19 protein-coding genes and 2 tRNA genes are annotated in these 19,061 nt (G+C 54.4%); 11 read left to right on the top strand and 10 right to left on the bottom strand.

The genetic code is table 11. The annotated features are described in order from the left end of the window. Positions 1 to 32 precede the first annotated feature (32 nt). The 3 genes from J7J49_RS19545 to J7J49_RS19535 form a co-directional block, all read right to left on the bottom strand. A complete protein-coding gene (locus J7J49_RS19545; protein WP_064234795.1) occupies positions 33 to 998 on the bottom strand; it encodes a zinc-binding metallopeptidase family protein in 966 nt (321 codons plus the stop codon). A 141-nt stretch (positions 999 to 1,139) separates the two neighbouring features. Continuing rightward, a complete protein-coding gene (nfsA, locus tag J7J49_RS19540; protein WP_215095043.1) occupies positions 1,140 to 1,871 on the bottom strand; it encodes an oxygen-insensitive NADPH nitroreductase in 732 nt (243 codons plus the stop codon). Positions 1,872 to 1,972: 101 nt separating this feature from the next. Continuing rightward, the gene (locus tag J7J49_RS19535; protein ID WP_215095041.1) at positions 1,973 to 2,464 is read right to left on the bottom strand and encodes a metallophosphoesterase family protein; all 492 of its coding nucleotides are present in this window, start codon (positions 2,462 to 2,464) and stop codon (positions 1,973 to 1,975) included. A gap of 223 nt (positions 2,465 to 2,687) precedes the next feature. Between J7J49_RS19535 and J7J49_RS19530 the strand changes: the two genes are divergently transcribed. Then, on the top strand, positions 2,688 to 3,455 hold the full coding sequence (locus J7J49_RS19530; RefSeq protein WP_215095040.1) for a class I SAM-dependent methyltransferase: 768 nt from the start codon (positions 2,688 to 2,690) through the stop codon (positions 3,453 to 3,455). Positions 3,456 to 3,546: 91 nt separating this feature from the next. Here the strand turns inward: J7J49_RS19530 and J7J49_RS19525 are convergent, their stop codons facing one another. Then, positions 3,547 to 5,226, bottom strand: a complete 1,680-nt coding sequence (locus tag J7J49_RS19525) for a methyl-accepting chemotaxis protein (protein WP_215095038.1) — start codon at positions 5,224 to 5,226, stop codon at positions 3,547 to 3,549. 138 nt (positions 5,227 to 5,364) lie between these two features. Beyond that, positions 5,365 to 5,934: a bactofilin family protein gene (locus J7J49_RS19520; protein WP_251048415.1), complete on the bottom strand. Its 570-nt coding sequence runs from the start codon at positions 5,932 to 5,934 to the stop codon at positions 5,365 to 5,367. A 195-nt stretch (positions 5,935 to 6,129) separates the two neighbouring features. Here J7J49_RS19520 and J7J49_RS19515 point away from each other — a divergent pair, with 195 nt between their 5' ends. Further along, positions 6,130 to 6,726, top strand: a complete 597-nt coding sequence (locus J7J49_RS19515; protein WP_215095034.1) for a bactofilin family protein — start codon at positions 6,130 to 6,132, stop codon at positions 6,724 to 6,726. A gap of 4 nt (positions 6,727 to 6,730) precedes the next feature. Here the strand turns inward: J7J49_RS19515 and J7J49_RS19510 are convergent, their stop codons facing one another. Genes J7J49_RS19510 through hemA form a run of 5 tightly spaced genes read right to left on the bottom strand, consistent with a single transcriptional unit; the run spans position 6,731 to position 11,271 of the window. Next, complete coding sequence (locus J7J49_RS19510; protein WP_215095032.1) at positions 6,731 to 7,486, bottom strand: HesA/MoeB/ThiF family protein; 756 nt, start codon at positions 7,484 to 7,486, stop codon at positions 6,731 to 6,733. A gap of 4 nt (positions 7,487 to 7,490) precedes the next feature. Then, a complete protein-coding gene (locus tag J7J49_RS19505) occupies positions 7,491 to 7,991 on the bottom strand; it encodes an Lrp/AsnC ligand binding domain-containing protein (protein WP_064234803.1) in 501 nt (166 codons plus the stop codon). A gap of 33 nt (positions 7,992 to 8,024) precedes the next feature. After that, on the bottom strand, positions 8,025 to 8,873 hold the full coding sequence (gene prmC, locus J7J49_RS19500; RefSeq protein WP_215095030.1) for a peptide chain release factor N(5)-glutamine methyltransferase: 849 nt from the start codon (positions 8,871 to 8,873) through the stop codon (positions 8,025 to 8,027). Continuing rightward, positions 8,873 to 9,961, bottom strand: a complete 1,089-nt coding sequence (gene prfA, locus J7J49_RS19495; RefSeq protein WP_215095028.1) for a peptide chain release factor 1 — start codon at positions 9,959 to 9,961, stop codon at positions 8,873 to 8,875. The genes prmC and prfA overlap by 1 nt, the downstream gene beginning before the upstream one ends. Further along, positions 9,958 to 11,271, bottom strand: a complete 1,314-nt coding sequence (hemA, locus tag J7J49_RS19490) for a glutamyl-tRNA reductase (RefSeq protein WP_007113446.1) — start codon at positions 11,269 to 11,271, stop codon at positions 9,958 to 9,960. The genes prfA and hemA overlap by 4 nt, the downstream gene beginning before the upstream one ends. Positions 11,272 to 11,615: 344 nt before the next feature. Between hemA and J7J49_RS19485 the strand changes: the two genes are divergently transcribed. From J7J49_RS19485 to J7J49_RS19445, 9 genes are all read left to right on the top strand, one after another. Beyond that, on the top strand, positions 11,616 to 13,367 hold the full coding sequence (locus J7J49_RS19485) for a tetratricopeptide repeat protein (RefSeq protein ID WP_251048414.1): 1,752 nt from the start codon (positions 11,616 to 11,618) through the stop codon (positions 13,365 to 13,367). Between the two features lie 111 nt (positions 13,368 to 13,478). Further along, positions 13,479 to 14,123: a lipoprotein insertase outer membrane protein LolB gene (gene lolB, locus J7J49_RS19480; RefSeq protein WP_215095024.1), complete on the top strand. Its 645-nt coding sequence runs from the start codon at positions 13,479 to 13,481 to the stop codon at positions 14,121 to 14,123. A 14-nt stretch (positions 14,124 to 14,137) separates the two neighbouring features. Next, a complete protein-coding gene (gene ispE, locus J7J49_RS19475) occupies positions 14,138 to 14,992 on the top strand; it encodes a 4-(cytidine 5'-diphospho)-2-C-methyl-D-erythritol kinase (protein WP_215095021.1) in 855 nt (284 codons plus the stop codon). Between the two features lie 47 nt (positions 14,993 to 15,039). Then, a tRNA-Gln gene (locus J7J49_RS19470) sits at positions 15,040 to 15,114 on the top strand. 76 nt (positions 15,115 to 15,190) lie between these two features. Next, a complete protein-coding gene (locus J7J49_RS19465; RefSeq protein WP_175540359.1) occupies positions 15,191 to 16,132 on the top strand; it encodes a ribose-phosphate pyrophosphokinase in 942 nt (313 codons plus the stop codon). A 96-nt stretch (positions 16,133 to 16,228) separates the two neighbouring features. Next, positions 16,229 to 16,870, top strand: a complete 642-nt coding sequence (locus J7J49_RS19460) for a 50S ribosomal protein L25/general stress protein Ctc (RefSeq protein ID WP_064234810.1) — start codon at positions 16,229 to 16,231, stop codon at positions 16,868 to 16,870. A gap of 148 nt (positions 16,871 to 17,018) precedes the next feature. Beyond that, on the top strand, positions 17,019 to 17,606 hold the full coding sequence (gene pth / locus J7J49_RS19455; RefSeq protein WP_215095019.1) for an aminoacyl-tRNA hydrolase: 588 nt from the start codon (positions 17,019 to 17,021) through the stop codon (positions 17,604 to 17,606). Between the two features lie 103 nt (positions 17,607 to 17,709). Next, positions 17,710 to 18,801, top strand: coding sequence for a redox-regulated ATPase YchF (gene ychF, locus J7J49_RS19450; RefSeq protein ID WP_064234812.1), 1,092 nt, complete (start codon positions 17,710 to 17,712; stop codon positions 18,799 to 18,801). Between the two features lie 76 nt (positions 18,802 to 18,877). Beyond that, positions 18,878 to 18,954 (top strand) — tRNA-Met (locus J7J49_RS19445). Positions 18,955 to 19,061: the final 107 nt, after the last annotated feature.

Below are 19,061 nucleotides of genomic sequence, written 5' to 3'. Positions count from 1 at the left end.
TTCACTATTGCCGTATCAACGTTTACCACAGTTTATAACCCCTGAGCGCCGCGACGCAGCCAATCATGGACAAACGCAAGCTTACGGCGGGCCGTCTCTGACAGCACAAAAGGGTAAAGATCCGGCAAGCCCATCGAGCGGTTAACGTGGTTAACCCCTACGGTAAGCGCCGCAGCCACGTATATTAAACGCTCCGCGTCTGGCTCTGCATATGGATCCCACTGCGGGCTAGGCAGCTCCGGCGAAGAGAGGTCTGATGCCGCAAAACTATCGGCAATATCGGTTAAATGCAGCAGGTGCGCGGCAGTTTCGGCCCAATCTTCGTGGGGATGTGCTGAGGCGTAGGTGGTTAAATAGCGCTCTTTCCAATCAGGCGGCGGACCGGCTTGGTAGTGATGCTGTAGCGCGGCCTGATAATCCTGACGCTCGTCGCCAAACATCTCACGAAAGGCATTCAAAAAATCTTCGCGCAAACTAAGCCGCCACCACAGCATGTGTGAAATTTCGTGGCGCATATGGCCAATCATCGTGCGGTAAGGCTCTTCTAACGCTTCCCGACGCGTGGTAACCAGCACGGGGTCTACCTCGGCCACACTGATGGTCACTACGCCCTCAATGTGCCCCATCGGCACAGGTGTGGGGCCTTCGGCAAGCAGATGGAAAACCGGCGGGGCGCCTGGATCTTCGGGTCGGAACCAGTGCCAACGGCCAAGATTATCCAAAACCCAGCGCTTAGCCGCTTCCGTTTGGGCCCAGTTAGGAATAGCGTTGGGAAGGTTAGGGTCTGGCGCCAGTGCTGTCATGGCACAAGCGCGGCAAAAAGCACCCTCTTTAGGGGCAATCCAGTTGCAGCCAATAATGTCACGATTGATGCAGAAAGGCGGCATTGGCACAAAGGCACGGGCCTGAGGGTCATAGGCGACGGGAACCCCGTCTGCAGTTGCAAGGTTGTCGAACCAGAGAGAGCCCGAACCGACGGGATTTGAAAATACGCGCATACGGTGAAGCTCCTGAAAGCGAGAAAAGAGAACCCATAACCGACTGAACGTTCTCTTTTCCAAAAATCCTATTAAAAAAGTGTCCAGCGCCCCTTACTTCATCTCAAAGCTAGGTCATGTCAAAGCTAGGTCATCTCAAGACTATTTCATTTCAAAGCCGCGCTTGATCAAAAAGTCACGCATATGAGGGCGTAGCTTGCTATCAAACAAAGGCTTAAGATTGCGGGACCAGTCGGTGTCTTTGTTACTGCTGCTGCGAGCCTGATAGTAAGTCTGCATAGTTGTATCGAAGGCCTCTACCTGCTCGACGTCTTCAGTGTAGTAGTCTTCTTTAAGAACCGCCTCCACGGGCAAGCGTGGCTTTACTTCAGGTTCTTGGTCTGGATAGCCGAGGCACATACCAAACACCGGGTACACGTGCTTGGGTAAACGTAGCAGATCGCTAATCTGTTGAGGATTATTGCGGATACCGCCGATATAGCAGATTCCCAGCCCTTCAGATTCCGCTGCCACCGCCACATTTTGCGCCATTAGCGCCGTATCGACGGTCGCCACCAACAGTTGCTCGGTCATTCCTCGAACAACGTTTGCGCCAGTGCGCTCAGAAGCCTCTGTCGGACGCTTCATATCAGCACAGAAAACCAAAAAATCGGCACAGCTAGCAATGTAACCCTGACCGCCGGCCAGCTCTGCTATCTGCTCACGGTTCGCCTGATTTTTCACATGGATAACGGTATATGCCTGAACATGGCTGGACGTAGCCGCTCCTTGACCGGCTTGAATAAGCTCCAACAGCAACTCACGCGGAATCGGTCGATCGTTAAATTTACGGATCGAACGGTGGGATTTCAGTAACTCAATAACGTCGTTCATGGAACCTCGCTTATCTGCATAACGCTTATCTGAAACAACAAACGAATAGGGTAACAGATTTGTACAAGATGACAGGAGTGGCTGATCGCTTTCAAAACAGGCTAGAGCAAATGCATGATCGCGCCGCGCACGCCACGTTTATCTATCCATAATTTGCCTAGCGTAATAGGCAGTTTGAATCGGCGCTTTCCCGCTGCTCCAGGATTGAAGAACAGCTTTCCGTCCTGATGTTGATTGCGGGGCTTATGGGAATGGCCATGCAGGACAGCCACGCAAGGAGTCTTTGGGTCGAAATCTTCTAAGCGGTGAACAAGGTGCAGGTGTTTTTCGTTCACAATAATGTCCTGATGTATCGGCAAACTCGTCGCCCACGCCGCCCTATCTATATTGCCCTTTACGCAGTGCACTGGGGCCACTGTCTCCAAACGCTGCAAAATCGCTTTATCCGCTTCTTTGCTGCCCACATCCCCCAAGTGCAGAATGAGTTCACACCCCTCCAGGAGACAAAGTGCCTCATCACGCAGCAACCCATGGGTATCGGCAATCACCCCGACGGGGGAATTGACGCTATAGCACGGTTTAGATTGGCTCATTCCCCCCCCCTGCCAGCGGATGAAAATGTCATTCTAGCTTTTTTTGCTAGGACGCTATCAAAAGTTGCCTACCAAAGCCGATATCTAAGTTATCAGCGATAGCGAGTCATTTATTAGATTTTCATTGTCTATCTAATAAGTTAGGCATCAGCAAGCTATACTGCTAAGGCTATACGTTGATAACTGACACTTGATGGAATAATAACGACGCCAGGAAGCCGATATGACCAATACCCCTCAAAATGCACCTGGGCAAGAGTGGAATGCCAGCGACTACGCCCAGAATGCTAATTTTGTACCTAAGCTAGGCAGCGAAGTGGTCAAGCTGTTAGCGCCTCAGCCCGGCGAACGCATTTTGGATCTTGGCTGCGGCGACGGCTCGTTGACCGAGCGCCTTGTGCAACTTGGCGCTGACGTGCTCGGTGTAGACGCTTCAGAAGCGATGGTGAACGCCGCACGCCAACGCGGGATTACCGCGCGTGTCGTTGACGGGCATCAACTGCCTTTTGACCATGAATTTGATGCAGTATTTAGCAATGCAGCGCTGCATTGGATGCTAGACCCCCAGGCGGTACTAGCAGGCGTTAAGCGTGCATTAAAGCCGGGAGGCCGTTTTGTGGCTGAGTTCGGTGGCCATGGCAATGTCGCCGCTATTTGCACCGCGCTGATTGCCGCCCTGCAGTTTCGGGGCATTAGCGCCCGCGGCCGCCACCCCTGGTACTTTCCAACCACCCACGAGTACGGCCATTTGCTGGAAACAGTCGGTTTCAAAGTAGAAAGCATTGAGCTGATCCCACGCCCTACTCCCTTGCCTACCGGCATGCTGGGGTGGCTGGAAACCTTTGCCAGCCCTTTCCTGCATGGGCTCGACGAAGATGTGAGCGAAGCAGTACTTGAAAACACTTTAACGCTGCTGGGACACAGTCTGCGCGATGAACAAGGCAACTGGACGGCAGATTATGTACGACTGCGCGTTTCAGCCCGTGCGTAAGCTGAACCGCCTATTAGCGGCCACGTTATAGCGGCAAACAGCCGCCGGCAATAAGTACACTTATCATCGGCGGCTTTTAGTGATTTAAGACCTAGAACTCATTCCATTCATCGACGGTTTCTGATTGGCTCTGCTTCATCTGTTGGCGTGGCGCTGACTCAATGCGTGGGTCTACTGCTTGCCCTAGGGCCTTTCCCTTATGCGTCATCGCAATAGCGCTGACAGCACTCTCATCAATGCGAAAGGTAGCCATCATATCGGCCAGCTCGCGGGCCTGCTCTTCTAAAGAACTAGCGGCCGTGCTGGTTTGTTGCACAAGCGCAGCGTTTTGCTGGGTCACCGAGTCCATTTCGGTAAGGGCAGCATTAATTTGCTCAATACCACTGTTCTGCTCACGCGTAGCGGTTGAAATTTCGCTCATTAGAGTAGTGACTTGGCGAATCGCATCCACCGTTTGGTGAATCGTCTGCCCGCTGCGCTCCGCTTGTTCAGCGCCACCGTTAATTTTCGTGGTGGTCTGCTCAATCAAACTACGAATCTCTTTGGCGGAGTCAGCACTTCGCGTCGCTAATGTACGCACCTCGCTGGCCACAACGGCGAAGCCGCGGCCTTGCTCGCCTGCGCGGGCTGCTTCGACTGACGCATTGAGTGCTAATATATTGGTTTGGAAGGCAATGGAGTCAATCACGCCAATAATATCGTTTACCTGGCTCGCACTGGCCGCAATCTCACGCATAAGTTGCACCGTGCGCTCTACCTCTTCGCCACCTGACTCCGCTGACCGTGACGCCGCAACCGAAAGCTGATCCGCCTCTTGGGCCGTTTCAGCGTTTTTAGCTACCGTCGTCGACATCTCCTCCATGCTGGAAGCGGTTTGCTGAAGCGCGGAGGCCTGCTGCTCAGTGCGCGAAGAGAGATCCTGACTTCCCGCAGAGATATCACCAGCCCCGCTGAAAACCCGCTCGCTGCTGCCTCTCAACGCAACAACCAGTTGTTTTAGCTTCTCCTGCATCGCCGATAGTCCACTGAACAACTGACCAATTTCGTTACGCCCGCGATCCTCAATCTGGCCTGTCAGATCACCATCGGCAATCCGCGCAAAGTGTTCACTGGCACGTCGAAGTGGCCTTACTACGCTACGCATCATTGCCCACCGAATCACCACCACTGCCACCAATGAAATCACTAAAAGGGTAATAGCAATGGCACCAATAATAGTCGCCAAACGATTGAGCTGTTGGAGGACGTTCGCGCCACGCTCTTCGGTATACGCGATAAAACCACTCATTGCTTGATCCAATTCAGCGCTTAATGTCCCCAGTTCCTCTTGCCTGCGCTGAATTTGAAAAGGGGCGGCTTCTAATAGTGGCGAAATGCCCTCCGTCACAAAAGCATTGTAAGCGCTGATAATCGCATCACGGTGGGGTGCCAGCGTACCTTCAGGATTGATTGGCACGGCACTAAACTCATTAAAGCGCGCCTCTGCCTCAGCCACCGCCTCTGCTGCCATGGCAAGACTTTCCTGCCCTTTCTCTGGGTTACCCTGGGTGCTGAAACTCGCCGATCGGTCTAAAAACGTTTGCGCCCTAAGCGCGTGCACCTGTGTGCGGTTGGCTAAGTTAACGAGTCGTACGTTGGTGGCAGCCAATTCTTCCAGCGCTTGCGAGCTATTATGACTGGAATAAAACCCGAGGCCGCTGATCAAGCCAATCATAAGCACCAGTAGGGCTAATGCAGCAGTCAGGCTCCATTTAATAGAGAGGTGCTTCATTCTGTTAATTCCTTAATATTTATAATTTATTCAATAAGATATCGGCCAAGCTAGCAAAAACTGAAGCACCGAAGCGCGAATCCAGACGTTGGGCTAACGTATAATGTGATAAGTAACCGCCCACAGCCTTTAAGATACCTAAGACACCATGGCAGCGCTTTGGCGACTGGCAGCCTGGGCCACATCTACCTGAAGCCAAGCCCCCGCCATACACTCTAAGCGAGGAGCTTCGACCACCCCCTGTAAGCGCGCTCGCGTTAGTAGCGTGGCCTTAGTGTTGGCTTTAAGCGTACCGACCATATACCCGTCAATATCGACACAACTCCCCTCAATATAAGACGCTACATGGCCAGAGGCAGTCACAGAGACGGGATGATTGGGCGCAATGAGGGTACCCTCCAAACGCCCCTTAATGACCACCGGCTCATCGGCGATTACCTTGCCTAAAATATGGGTGGCTGACCCAATTCGGCTACCACCAGGTATGCGCTCTATGGCGGGAGACGCCACAGTGGTGGCATCTGTTTCAGGTGGCGACATCGCTTCATAGGGTGATACTGGGTTGGGAACGGTATCCAAAGCAGGTACTTTGCGCGTTATATCGGCCACGATTAAAGAACGCTGTTTTAGTTTACGGCGCTTGCCGTCCCATACGATCAGCGTCATTACGCCAACGCCCAGCACAATAAACCATACTTGAATGCCCATACCGCTTCCTGCCGCTTTAGATGTGGTTACCCCAGCTAACGTTATACTCGCTCTGCTATATTGCGGCGGCGTGAATAAGCCCATTCACTTGGCTTAACTCCTGGCTTTAAGACGCTCATAAGCCGATTAAGGTATTTAGTGCTCACTACTTCGCACCCCAAAGGCGCACTGGCGTCATTTACTAGGAGTCACCCTATGTTTAACAAAGCCAAGAATGCCCCACCTGAAAATAAAACCTCAACGCTAATACCACCTGATACACGCTCATCAGCCACACAAGGAACCCCGACCAGCAGTGCGCGACCAAGCCTTTCCGTGATTGGGGCGCATACGCAAGTTGAGGGAGACATTAATAGCGATGAAGATTTAACGGTAGAGGGACGCGTAAGCGGTATTATCACCTGCAAACAGCACACCGTTACCCTAGGTGCCAATGGCTATATCAACGGCGATGTATTTGCCCATACGCTGCATGTATCCGGTGAAGTGATAGGCAATTTAGTGGTACTTCACCGCGCGACTATTCACAAAGGCGCCCAGGTCTCAGGCACTATTGTTGCCCCTTGCCTAGTGTTGGAAGATGGCAGCGTTTTCCACGGCAGTATCGATATGGATCCTGACAATGAGGTATTGAAAAGCGCCTTTGGCGATGCCATCGGCGGCGTTACAAAAACCTCCGCATTGAACAACGCCTCCGTGGCTAACTCGCGTAAAGCATCGGTCGATAAACATGCAACCGCTAGCGCGAACGCCGCGGAACACGACAAAACAGAAGCGAAAGCTAACGATTAAGGGGCTAGCGGCGCTGAGCGCACACTGGGCAAGCGGGATCGCGGGGTACTTGAAAGCGCCGCCATTGGCCACTTAAGCCATCGAACGTAGATAGCCCCTGGTGGGCAGCACCTGCGCCACTCAGCAGTTTAAAGGCTTCTACCGCTTGAAAGCAGCCGATTAAGCCTACCAGTGGCGCCATTACCCCGCTTTCTGCGCAACTAAGCGCTTCGTCGCGGCTATCGTCGGGTGGATAGAGGCAGGCGTAGCAGGGGCAAGCCGCGTCGCGGGGATCAAACACCGCCAACTGACCTGAAAAGCGAATGGCCGCCCCAGACACAAGCGGCACCTCGGCTTTTTGTGACGCCGCATTCACCGCATAGCGGCTTGAGAAACGATCCGTACAATCCAGCACCACATCCGCCGAAGCGACTAAGCGTTCAAGGGCTTCGCCCTCGACATGTTGGTCTAACGCAACCACGTGACAGTGTGGGTTGAGCGCTTGCATGCTGACCTGGGCAGAGTGCGCCTTATTTAAGCCAATACTGGCGTGTTGGTGGGCAATTTGACGTTGAAGATTGGAAAGTTCGACGTGATCGGCATCGGCGATCGTGATGCGCCCCACCCCAGCCGCAGCTAAATAAAGCGCTGCCGGAGAGCCCAAACCGCCTGCACCAATAATCACTGCATGGGCAGATAGCAGGCGCTCTTGGCCCTCGATATCCACCTCGGGCAGCATGATCTGACGGCTATAGCGCAGCAGCGCCTGGTCATCCATCATCGGCTTACTTATCCTCAAATTCCTCGTAGGCGGGGATGTGTAAATTGAAGCTCTCTTTCACTTCTTCCATCACCACGTAGCTTTTCGATTCTTTAACACCAGGCAACGTTAACACCACATCACCCAATAGCTGGCGGTAAGCAGCCATCTCAGGGATACGACACTTCAAAATATAGTCAAACTGTCCCGAGACAAGGTGGCACTCCTGAATCTGCGGCAGCTTTTCGACAGCACGACGAAACTCATCAAATACCGCTGGCGATTGTGTTTCCAAGCTGATCTCGACAAAAACTAATAAATTGGCTTTTAAAGCCCGTGGGTCAAGAATGGCTTGGTAGCCACGAATAATACCCGCTTTCTCCAGACGCTTAACGCGTTCAAGACAAGGGGTTGTGGATAAGCCTACTTCAGCGGCTAAATCGACGTATGAAATACGCGCATTCTCCTGCAAACAGCGCAGGATTTTGAGGTCGATACGGTCCAGCGTTCTATTTTTTGGTTTCATGGCAGGATCCAATACTGATGAATCAGGCAGTTATTAAAGGTGTCCCAGGGTAACCCGTTCATGCCCTCCCAGGTCACGAATACTTTCAACGCTTTGATAGCCAGCGCTTTTAAGCGCTGCGCGCACCTTATCAGCTTGGCGGTAGCCATGCTCAAGCAACAACCAGCCTGACGCGGTTAAATAGTGCGGCGCAGAGTGCACCAGATGCAGCAGGTCGGCCATACCTTCGGCATCAGCAACCAGCGCTGAGCGAGGTTCAAAACGCACATCACCTTCGCTTAAATGGGGATCATCGGCGGCAATGTAAGGCGGGTTACTAACAATAATATCGAAACGTTTATCTGCCTCATCAAACGTTTCCAAAGCGCCGAACCAATTGCTTTGCAAAAACTGGGCATTAGTGATCGCCAGGGCTTCCGCATTACTAGTTGCCAAGGTCACCGCTTCAAAGCGCAGATCCACACCAACGATTTGCCAGCCAGGCTGCTCGCTGGCGAACGCCAAGGCAATGGCGCCAGTACCGGTGCCAAGATCGAGCAGGCGGCCCGAGGGCAGCGCCGCTCGGCTTAGCGCCAGCTCTACGAGGGTTTCAGTATCGGGCCGGGGAATTAATGTATTGTGTGAGGTAGCTAAGCGCAGCCCCCAAAATTCGCGTTCGCCGGTGAGGTAGGCGACCGGTGCGCCTTGGGCACGCGCCGCTATTAGCGCATCAAAACGGGCCTGCTCCCATAAGGGGCACGTTTTATCCCCCCAAGTGTAGAGCCAGGTGCGGTCGCGTCCGAGTACGTGACATAACAGCACTTCAGCGTCGATACGTGGTGAGCTGGAACCCGCCTTCTGCAAGCGCTGGGCAGCCTGTTTGAGCAGCGCATCAAGGGTCATTAAACGTCCTGAAGGGCTGAAAGTTGCTCCGCTTGATACTCATGAATCAGTGGGCTAATCACGTCATCCAACTGCTCACCGCTAACCACCTCGTTAAGCTTATAAAGCGTCAAATTAATGCGGTGGTCGGTAATCCGCCCCTGGGGGAAATTATAGGTACGGATGCGCTCACTGCGATCACCCGAGCCAACTAGCGAACGGCGCGCATCCGCCTGGGTCTGACGCTGGCTATCGACGGCGTTGCGCTTCAACTTCGCGGCCAGCAGCGACATCGCTTTGGCACGGTTTTTATGCTGGCTGCGTTCCTCCTGGCACTCCACCACCACGCCGGTGGGCAGGTGAGTAATGCGGATCGCAGAGTCTGTAGTGTTAACGTGCTGACCACCGGCACCGCTGGAGCGGTAGGTATCCACGCGCAAATCCGAAGGATTGATATCGATATCACCCACATCATCGACTTCAGGCATTACCGCTACGGTGCAAGCAGAAGTATGAATGCGGCCCTGGGATTCGGTCGCAGGGACGCGCTGCACGCGATGGGCGCCGGATTCAAATTTTAGCTGGGCGTATACGCCATCGCCTTTAACGCGGGAAATAATCTCTTTGTAGCCGCCCTGCTCGCCATGGCTGGCGCTAACCACTTCGACCCGCCAACCGCGTTTTTCGGCATAGCGTGAGTACATGCGAAACAGATCACCGGCAAAAATAGCCGCCTCGTCGCCGCCGGTACCGGCGCGCACTTCCAGAAATACTCCGCGGCCATCGTCAGGGTCTTTCGGTACTAGCAAGCGTTTCAGCTCGATATCCAACTCGGCTAACCGTTCACGCCCTTCACTAAGCTCCATCTCCGCCAACTCACGCATATCAGCGTCGCTATCGCGGCTAAGCTGCTCAGCTTCGTGCATATTGGTTTCAATATCACGATAGCGCTGCCAGGCCGCCACCAGCTCTTCTAACTCGGCATATTCACGTGAATAGTCGCGAAAGCGTTGCTGGTTATTGATCACGTCGGGATCCGACAGCAGCATCGACAGCTCTTCAAAGCGTTCGGTAAAGCTGTCTAAGCGTTGGTGCAGAGTCTCTTTCATGCGGGCGTATCATCCTTCTGGCGGTTAACCGTGGGCGCAGGCGTGGTCTCGAATGCAGGTTTTATAGGCAATAGCAGCCGAGGGGCGGCATTCAGTAAGTCGTGATGCTCTTCTGAGGCCGCATCGCGTATAGCCTGGGTCGGCTGGTGGAGCAAACGGTTGGTCAATTGATGGGCCAAGCGCTCAATGACCTTAGCGGGGTCTTCACCCCGCGCCAACCGCTCTAGCGCTTGGTCACGGGAGAGATCGCGCAGCGCTTCACCATGCTGGCGATAGTCGCGTATCAACTCGCCGCCGTTACGAATACGTCGCTCGTGCTGCCAGCTACCCACCCCGTGCTCAATCAACGACTCGGCTTGATCAGCGGCAACCTGGCGGTGACGACGATTTTCCTGGATGACCTCTTCCAAATCGTCCACGGTGTAGAGAAACACATCCGCTAATTCGCCCACTTCGGGCTCAATATCCCGAGGCACGGCAATATCGACCATAAATACTGGCCGATGGCGGCGTTTTTTTAGCGCGCGCTCGACCATACCTTTGCCAAGTATGGGCAGTGGGGCGGCGGTGGAAGAAATCACAATATCGGCATGTTCAAGCGCGTCAGGAATCTCTTGCAGGGTAATCGCCGTTCCCCCCAAGGGGCCTGCCACCAGTTCAGCGCGCTCACGGGTGCGGTTGGCGACGGTAAGCTGGCGAACGCCCGCTTCGTGCAAATGGCGCGCAACTAATTCGATGGTTTCACCGGCGCCGATTAGCAGCGCGCGTGAACGGCTAAAATCATCAAAAATACGGCTGGCCATGCTGACGGCGGCGTAAGCCACTGAAACGGGATTTTTACCGATGCCGGTTTCGGTGCGCACTTGCTTGGCCACCGCGAAGGTGTGCTGGAACAGCCGTTCAAGCTCGCCGCCCAAGCCCTTGGATTGGCGCGCTTGCTGATAGGCATCCTTCAACTGACCCAATATCTGCGGCTCGCCCAGCACCATAGAGTCAAGGCCAACCGCTACGCGCATTAAATGGCGCGCCGCATCGTTGTCTAAATAGTGGTAGGCACAGCGCGTTAGCTCGTCGACGCGTAAGTTATGAAAGCGTCCGAGCCAATTGAGTACCGCCTGCTCGCCAGCCGCATCCGTGACACAGTAAAGTTCCGTGCGGTTGCAGGTAGAGAGCACCGCCGCTTCACTGATTTGTGGCAGATTACGCAATTCAGCCAACGCAGTTTCAAGCTGCGTTGGCGTAAAAGCCACCTGCTCACGCACGGCCACGCTGGCGGTACGATGATTTATTCCCAGGGCAAGAAGCGTCATGCGTTATGCGTCTTCGCTAGTGTGTCGGACTTTTTGTCAGCCGCCGTTATGATAAGCGGCCGCACCGTCAATTAGGGCTTGCTAAAACAAGTCTTTGGTGTGGTTTCAGCACAGCCTACAATCAGCTGTCGAAAGTAGGCATAAAGCTTGCTGACCACTTTTTCAAGGAGGAACATTCTATCACAGCAGGCTATGATCTGGCCCACACCACTTTGCCGCAGGCAGGCAAGCCGCTATGCTGGGCATTCGGCCACTTAATCGAGAGACGCATGCGACCTCGCTTTTCATTATCGAGCCCTGTATTAATGGGCTCTACCTGTTCAGGCTTCTCATTAGTGAGCTCTATGTTACGGCATTCGATACTACTACCGGTGGCCGCCTCTGCGGCACTGCTGCTGAGCGGCTGTCAATCTACACCTAGCCAACAAGATGGCCCCCTCGGCACCTGGGCCGATGATCCGATGCGTAATGCGCCGCCGATCACCCGTGGGCTGGATGCCGCTGGGTTAAGCACGCTGCTCGGCGCCGAGCTTGCCGGCCAGCGTGGCGACTATCGCTACGCAAGCCAGGGCTACCTGGAAGCAGCTAAGCGCTATCGCGAGCCAGCACTTGCCGAGCGTGCCACCTTCGCGGCCCGCTTTGGCAATGAAGCCTCATTAATAGAGGCTTCGGCGCTTCGCTGGCGAGAACTTGCCCCCCAGGCAGAAGCACCCAATCGTCTGCTGGCGGCTTTCTCTCTACAGCGCGGCGATTGGCTCGACAGCCTTGAGCAGCGCCTGGATATTGTTGAAGCAGGCGGCCATGGCGATGTGACCGCATTTGCAGAGGTCGCGGTGGCTGAAGAGGCGCCACTGCGGTTAATTGCCCAGCAGTTGCGAGAGCACTTAGCCCGCCCTAATGCTGAGCAATTGCCGCACCATAGCGATGTACTGCTAGGCACAGCCCTGATCGAGGCCACCCTTGGTGATACCACACTTGCTCAGCGGCGGCTTGATCAAGTCGAAGTACTTGACCCCGAATCCGCTGCATTATGGCTAGTGAAAGCGCGCTTGGCACTGGAGGTTGAGGATTATCCGACCGCTCAGCGCTCGGCTCAACAAGGGCTAGAGCTGGCGCCTGACGACGTACGTTTTATCCTGCTGCTGGCTCAGGCAGAAATTCGCCTTAACAATATAAGTGCCGCAGAAATTCAAACCGATGCACTACTCGCAAGCCATGGCGGCAATCAGGATCTGCGCTTATCGCTGGCCCAACTCTACCTGGAGGAGGGGCACCCCGAACCCGCGCAACGCTTGCTACAGCCGCTAATAGGCCAACCCGAGGTGCCGAATCTTGCCTATTACCTACTCGGCGCTATCACTCAAACCCAAGGCGATATCGATAATGCATTGCTTTATTATCGCCAAGTCAGCGAAGGCAATGAATTTTTGCCCGCTCGCTCAGCGGCGGCGCAGATGCTGATTGAGGAAGATCGCTTGCTTGATGCTCGCGCCTTTCTGCGCATTGAGCGGATGCGCTTTGACAATTACTTTAGCGAATTAGTAATGCTCGAAGTCCAGTTGCTGGACGACATGAACCAGCCCGCAGACGCGAATGCACTATTAGACCGTGAAATTAGCCGTACGCCTGATGACGCATCGCTACTTTATATGCGCGCCATGCGTCGTTGGGAAGCGGGCGACATTACGGGTATGGAGCAGGATCTACGCCAGATACTGCGTACCGACCCGAATAATGCCGAAGCCCTCAATGCGCTGGGCTACACGCTGGCCGACCTTAACTTGCCAGGACGTTTACAAGAAGCCTTTGCGCTCATTGAGCGCGCTTACGAGGCAGACCCGGACAATCCCGCCGTACTTGACAGCATGGGCTGGGTTTACTTCCGAATGGGACAGCCTGAAGAAGCGCTACCCTGGCTTGAAAGTGCCTACTCACAGCTACCGGATCAGGAGGTTGCCGCGCATCTCGCCGAAGTGCTGAAAGCGCTGGGGCGCGATGAAGAAGCACGCCGACTGATCCTGCAAATCATGCAGAGAACAAGCCAGCATCCGCTCATCGATGAGCTGCTTGAGCGTTATCCTGATCTAAGTCCTTAAATAAGCCCTGAACTAACGCCGCAAGAGGCACCCTAAACCCAGCGAACCACCTAATTATGCGCACCAATCATGTTACCCTAGCGCCATAATCATCTAACATGGAGCCTGTTTATGTTGACACTGACGTCCCTTTCGCCCCGCTGGCCATTAACACGCCACTCTTCACGCCTCTGGCTTGCCGGGCTCGCGCTACTCCTGCTCGCCGGGTGTGCCTCTCAGGCTCCTATGGATGAGAGTGGCCGCCAGGCAGGTCAGTGGGAACGCCAGCAGGCTGAGGTAGAGTCTTTCGATACCTGGACGTTAGTCGGCAAAGCGGGATTACGCACTCCTCAAGAGAATGTCAGCGCCAACCTAGACTGGAACCAAACCCCCTATTATTTTCGCATGCTGATTAGTGGGCCGTTTGGTGGTGGGCGCAACGTGCTTGAAGGCCGCGAAGGGCGCTTTTCGCTCTCCAATAGCGATGGCCGTTTTGAAGCAGAAACACCAGAAGCACTAATGGAAGAGCAACTAGGCTGGGCGCTACCGGTCAGCGCCATGCCCGACTGGGTGCGTGGCTTACCCGGCGAACACGGTAGCTACCAGCTAGAAACCGATGAACTCGGCTTTCCGAGTCATCTTGAGCAAGACGGATGGGAAATTAACTATCGCGACTGGGAAAAAGTCGACAATCTGTGGCTACCACGCCGTATGATCATGAACTACGACGACGTTCGCATTACGCTGGTCGTTAACCAGTGGCAAGCAAGCGAGTAAGGGTCATCGTTTAAATGAACGCCCCATTAACGCTTCCCGCACCGGCCAAACTTAACCGCATGCTGCATATCGTGGGCCGTCGTGCAGACGGCTACCACTCACTGCAAACGCTATTTCAGTTTATCGATCTCTGCGATCACCTGACGCTCACTCCCCGCGATGACGGGGAGATTTTGCTAACAAGCGTGGTGAGCGGCGTTAACCACGATGACAATTTAATCGTACGTGCCGCACGGTTATTGCAAGTCCATAGCAACACACCTCTAGGGGCTACGCTTACGATTGAAAAGCAGCTGCCTATGGGAGGTGGTTTAGGTGGCGGTAGCTCCAACGCCGCGACCACGTTAGTAGGGCTTAACCACCTTTGGCAACTCAATCTACCGCTTGAAGAATTAGCCCGCCTGGGGCTTCAGCTTGGGGCCGATGTGCCGGTTTTTGTACACGGCCATAGCGCCTGGGCCGAAGGGGTTGGCGAGCAGCTCACTGCGGTAGCGCTTGATACGCCATGGTTTGTGATTATTCATCCGGGCATAAGTGTCTCAACCCCTGCCGTGTTCCAAGACCCACAATTGACACGTGACAGTCGCCCCATTACTATGGCGCGCGCACTGCAGGGGGGAGCGCCGGAGTGGCGCAACGACTGTGAAGCCGTCGTAAAGGAACGCTATCCGCCAATTGCGGAAGCCCTTAACTGGCTCGCACAGCACGCACCTAGTCGGTTGACCGGCACAGGGGCTTGTTTGTTTGCTGCCTTTGAAACACAGCAAGCGGCACAGGCAACTGCGCAATTAGCGGGGCAACATTGGCCGACATGGGTTGCACGCGGGCTCAACACCTCTCCCCTACATGATGCTCTGGGCTATTTATAGCCCCGCTCTGGGCAGTTGAAAGCGCCCGGCTAACGAAGGGCCATTGTTGGGGTATCGCCAAGTGGTAAGGCACCGGTTTTTGGTATCGGCATTCCCAGGTTCGAATCCTGGTACCCCAGCCAATTTAATTTTCAACTATGCCCTAAGTATGATCTGCGTTTTCTTCCCTGATCCCCAACACTGCAAAGGTGGCTGCGCGTGTCAAAATTGATGGTTTTCGCCGGGAATGCCAATCCCGCACTCGCTCAAAAAATTGCCGAGAGCTTAGACAGCCGTATGGGTAACGCTACGGTGGGTCAATTCAGCGATGGCGAAATCGCAGTCGAGATCAATGAGAACGTGCGCGGTAAGGATGTTTTCATCCTGCAATCCACCTGTGCACCGACGAATGACAATTTGATGGAGTTGATTCTGATGGTTGACGCCCTGCGTCGTGCCTCAGCAACTCGCATTACGGCAGTACTGCCCTACTTTGGCTATGCCCGCCAGGATCGCCGCGTGCGCTCCGCACGGGTACCGATTTCCGCCAAAGTAGTGGCGGATATGATGGTTAAAGCAGGCGTTGATCGCGTGATGACCATGGATCTACACGCTGATCAGATCCAAGGCTTCTTTGATGTCCCGGTCGACAACGTCTACGGCTCCCCCATTTTGCTGGATGATATCGAACGTCAGAATTACAGCGACCTGGTCGTCGTGTCTCCTGATGTAGGCGGCGTTGTTCGCGCCCGTGCTATCGCCAAACAGTTGAATGCCGATCTCGCCATTATCGATAAGCGTCGTCCTCAGGCTAATCAAGCCCAGGTGATGCACATCATCGGCGAGATTGAAGGGCGTACCTGTGTCGTTGTCGACGATATGATTGATACTGCAGGCACTCTGTGCAAAGCCGGTGAAGCGCTAAAAGAGCACGGTGCCAAGCGCGTAGTGGCCTATGCGACACACCCGATTTTATCCGGCCCCGCGGTAGATAACATTACCAACTCCGTACTGGATGAAGTGGTGGTGACCGACACCATCCCGCTATCTGACGTTGCCCGTCGTAGCGGCAAAATTCGCCAGTTGAGCGTTGCAGGCCTGATTGCGGAAGCGATTCGCCGGGTCAGCAATGAAGAATCTGTCAGCGCGATGTTCCACTAATTCGCTGACGATACAGCCCCCTTTTGGGGCCACGGAAACGTCGTCGTCTGGTCGCGGTCGGCGACGTCTTCCTTACTTAAACTAAGAGGCAATTCCATGTCTGATTTTATCCTGAAAGCCAGCGTTCGTAACGACCTGGGGAAAGGTGCGAGCCGCCGCCTGCGTCGTGCGAACCAGCAAGTGCCGGCCGTTGTATACGGTGGCGAAAAAGGCGCGCAGTCTATCTCTGTCGAAAAAACCGCGTTCTACAAAGCGATTGAAGACGAGTCTTTCTTCTCCTCGGTCATCAAACTGATGATTGAAGGCAAAGAAGAGCAAGTCGTTGTTCGTGACCTGCAGCGTCACCCCTTCAAGCCGCTGCTGACCCACGCCGACTTCCTGCGCGTTGATGCGACTCACGAAATCACCATGAACGTGCCGCTGCACGTGACGGGCGAAGAGAAGTGTGTCGGTATCAAAGATCAAGGTGGTGAACTGCACGTACTGGCCAACGAAGTTGCGATCAGCTGCCTGCCGAAAGACCTGCCTGACTACCTTGAAGTCGACATCGCTGACGTTGAGCTAGGCACTACGCTGCACCTGTCTGACCTTACCCTACCGGCTGGCGTCACCTCAGTTGACCTGTCCCACGGTGAAGAGCACGACAATGCGGTACTTAGCATCACTAAAGTAAAAGTACGTGCTGAAGAAGATGAAGAAGGTGAAAGCGAAGGCGAAGAAGACACCAGCGCCGAGTAAACTCCCCAGCCTCCCTTGGGCCATGTCTGCATGGCCCTCGTAACGCTGACATGATGTTAGAATCAAGCGCCTCGGCGCTTGATTTTTTTTAGGGCCGTCGCTGGCGCGGCGTCACCCGTCTTCTGGATATTCTGTATGAGGTGGGAAGATGAGCCAGGTAACAGCCATTATCGGATTAGGGAACCCCGGAGCGGAGTATGATGCCACGCGCCATAATGCCGGCTTCTGGTTGGTTGATGCTATTGCGCAGAGCGCCCATGCAGAGCTGCGCCCGGAAAAGAAGTTTTTCGGCCACTACGCTAAGGTTCGACTAGGCGACCATGAGCTGCACCTACTCAACCCCGCCACCTTTATGAACCGCAGTGGCGCCGCAGTGGCAGCCCTCGCTCAGTTCTTCAAGCTGACGCCCGAAAATTTACTGGTTGCCCACGATGAACTTGACCTCCCCCCCGGCCACGCACGCTATAAAACCGGCGGCGGTCACGGCGGCCATAATGGCCTGCGCGACATCATCAGTGCATTAGGCGATCAAAAACAGTTTCACCGTCTACGGATCGGTATTGGCCACCCCGGCGAAGCGCGCCAAGTGACTAATTATGTACTGGGGCGACCCGGCAAGAGCGAGCAAGAAGCCATCGTTCGTGCCCTTGATGAGTGCGTTGCCACGCTACCCTTAGCGCTAGCGGGCGACTGGGCCAAAGCGATGAACCAGTTACACAGCCTTAAACCAGAATAGCCTCCGTCGACAACTGGCGAGTGACGCCAGTAGCTGACGGCTAGCACATCTCGTAGAATGGCGATTATTTCACGCCCTACCACCTTATTCTCAGGAACATTTTATGGGTTTCAATTGCGGCATCGTCGGCCTGCCTAACGTCGGCAAGTCCACACTATTCAATGCACTGACGAAGTCAGGCATCGATGCAGAGAACTTCCCCTTCTGCACCATTGAGCCGAACGTGGGTATCGTTCCGATGCCGGATCCGCGCCTAGATAAGCTCGCCGAAATCGTCAAGCCGCAAAAAGTACTGCCGACGACCATGGAGTTCGTCGACATTGCTGGCCTCGTCGCCGGGGCATCCAAAGGCGAAGGCTTAGGCAATAAATTCCTAGCCAATATTCGTGAAACCCAAGCGATTGCCCATGTGGTGCGCTGCTTCGATAACGACAACGTTATCCACGTAGCTAACCAAGTCGACCCCCGCGCCGATATCGAAACAATCAATTTAGAACTGGCATTGGCCGACCTGGATACCGTCGAAAAAGCTAGCCAGCGCCTGGTTCGCTCGGTCAAAGGCGGCGACAAAGACGCTATGGCAACCAAGGCGATTCTTGACCGTATCCAGCCCCACGTGGCTGAAGGCTTGCCGCTGCGTAGCTTTGGCCTAAGCGAAGAAGAGCAGCGCCAGGTGAAGAGCTTTGGCTTTTTGACCCTAAAGCCGACTATGTATATTGCCAATGTTAATGAAGACGGTTTCGAGAACAATCCGTATCTGGATATTGTTAATGAAATCGCCGCCGAGGAAGGCGCACTGGTGGTGCCCGTGTGCAATCAGTTGGAAGCTGAGATCGCTGAGTTGGATGACGAAGAGCGTTCGATGTTTTTGAGCGAAATGGGCATGGACGAACCAGGCCTTGATCGCGTCATTCGCGCGGGCTACTCCCTGCTGGGCCTGCAAACCTACTTCACCGCCGGCGTTAAAGAAGTACGTGCCTGGACAGTGAAAGAGGGTGCAACTGCCCCAGAAGCCGCTGGCGTGATTCACACCGACTTCCAAAAAGGCTTTATCCGTGCCGAAGTTGTTGCCTATGACGATTTTGTATCATTAAATGGCGAGCAAGGCGCTAAAGATGCCGGAAAGTGGCGTCTAGAAGGCAAAGAATACATTGTTAAAGATGGCGATGTAGTGCACTTCCGCTTTAATGTATAAGCGCCAACTTGCATACAAGTAGTAATAAAATATTGACGGAGGGCGGGGTTATCAGTATCATTCGCCCCCGTTGAAAGGCTACGTAGCTCAGCTGGTTAGAGCACATCACTCATAATGATGGGGTCCCCTGTTCAAATCAGGGCGTAGCCACCAAACGACGAACTTAAGAATCTAGCAAAAGCCCGCTGACCCTGTTGAACTGACCCCATAAACTTGGACAGTGAACAACTAAGCGGCCAAGGCCTGATTCCGGTACTGCA

It is taken from the genome of Halomonas sp. ISL-56, from assembly GCF_018612805.1.
Taxonomy (GTDB): Bacteria; Pseudomonadota; Gammaproteobacteria; order Pseudomonadales; family Halomonadaceae; genus Vreelandella.
This window is presented reverse-complemented; position numbering and strand designations above follow the sequence as displayed.

Bases quoted from the DNA above. Each gene is read 5' to 3' on its own strand.
- J7J49_RS19545 (WP_064234795.1), bottom strand. From the start codon at position 998: ATGCGCGTATTTTCAAATCCCGTCGGTTCGGGCTCTCTCTGGTTCGAC.
- nfsA (WP_215095043.1), bottom strand. From the start codon at position 1,871: ATGAACGACGTTATTGAGTTACTGAAATCCCACCGTTCGATCCGTAAA.
- J7J49_RS19535 (WP_215095041.1), bottom strand. From the start codon at position 2,464: ATGAGCCAATCTAAACCGTGCTATAGCGTCAATTCCCCCGTCGGGGTG.
- J7J49_RS19530 (WP_215095040.1), top strand. From the start codon at position 2,688: ATGACCAATACCCCTCAAAATGCACCTGGGCAAGAGTGGAATGCCAGC.
- J7J49_RS19525 (WP_215095038.1), bottom strand. From the start codon at position 5,226: ATGAAGCACCTCTCTATTAAATGGAGCCTGACTGCTGCATTAGCCCTA.
- J7J49_RS19520 (WP_251048415.1), bottom strand. From the start codon at position 5,934: ATGGGCATTCAAGTATGGTTTATTGTGCTGGGCGTTGGCGTAATGACG.
- J7J49_RS19515 (WP_215095034.1), top strand. From the start codon at position 6,130: ATGTTTAACAAAGCCAAGAATGCCCCACCTGAAAATAAAACCTCAACG.
- J7J49_RS19510 (WP_215095032.1), bottom strand. From the start codon at position 7,486: ATGATGGATGACCAGGCGCTGCTGCGCTATAGCCGTCAGATCATGCTG.
- J7J49_RS19505 (WP_064234803.1), bottom strand. From the start codon at position 7,991: ATGAAACCAAAAAATAGAACGCTGGACCGTATCGACCTCAAAATCCTG.
- prmC (WP_215095030.1), bottom strand. From the start codon at position 8,873: ATGACCCTTGATGCGCTGCTCAAACAGGCTGCCCAGCGCTTGCAGAAG.
- prfA (WP_215095028.1), bottom strand. From the start codon at position 9,961: ATGAAAGAGACTCTGCACCAACGCTTAGACAGCTTTACCGAACGCTTT.
- hemA (WP_007113446.1), bottom strand. From the start codon at position 11,271: ATGACGCTTCTTGCCCTGGGAATAAATCATCGTACCGCCAGCGTGGCC.
- J7J49_RS19485 (WP_251048414.1), top strand. From the start codon at position 11,616: ATGTTACGGCATTCGATACTACTACCGGTGGCCGCCTCTGCGGCACTG.
- lolB (WP_215095024.1), top strand. From the start codon at position 13,479: ATGTTGACACTGACGTCCCTTTCGCCCCGCTGGCCATTAACACGCCAC.
- ispE (WP_215095021.1), top strand. From the start codon at position 14,138: ATGAACGCCCCATTAACGCTTCCCGCACCGGCCAAACTTAACCGCATG.
- J7J49_RS19460 (WP_064234810.1), top strand. From the start codon at position 16,229: ATGTCTGATTTTATCCTGAAAGCCAGCGTTCGTAACGACCTGGGGAAA.
- pth (WP_215095019.1), top strand. From the start codon at position 17,019: ATGAGCCAGGTAACAGCCATTATCGGATTAGGGAACCCCGGAGCGGAG.
- ychF (WP_064234812.1), top strand. From the start codon at position 17,710: ATGGGTTTCAATTGCGGCATCGTCGGCCTGCCTAACGTCGGCAAGTCC.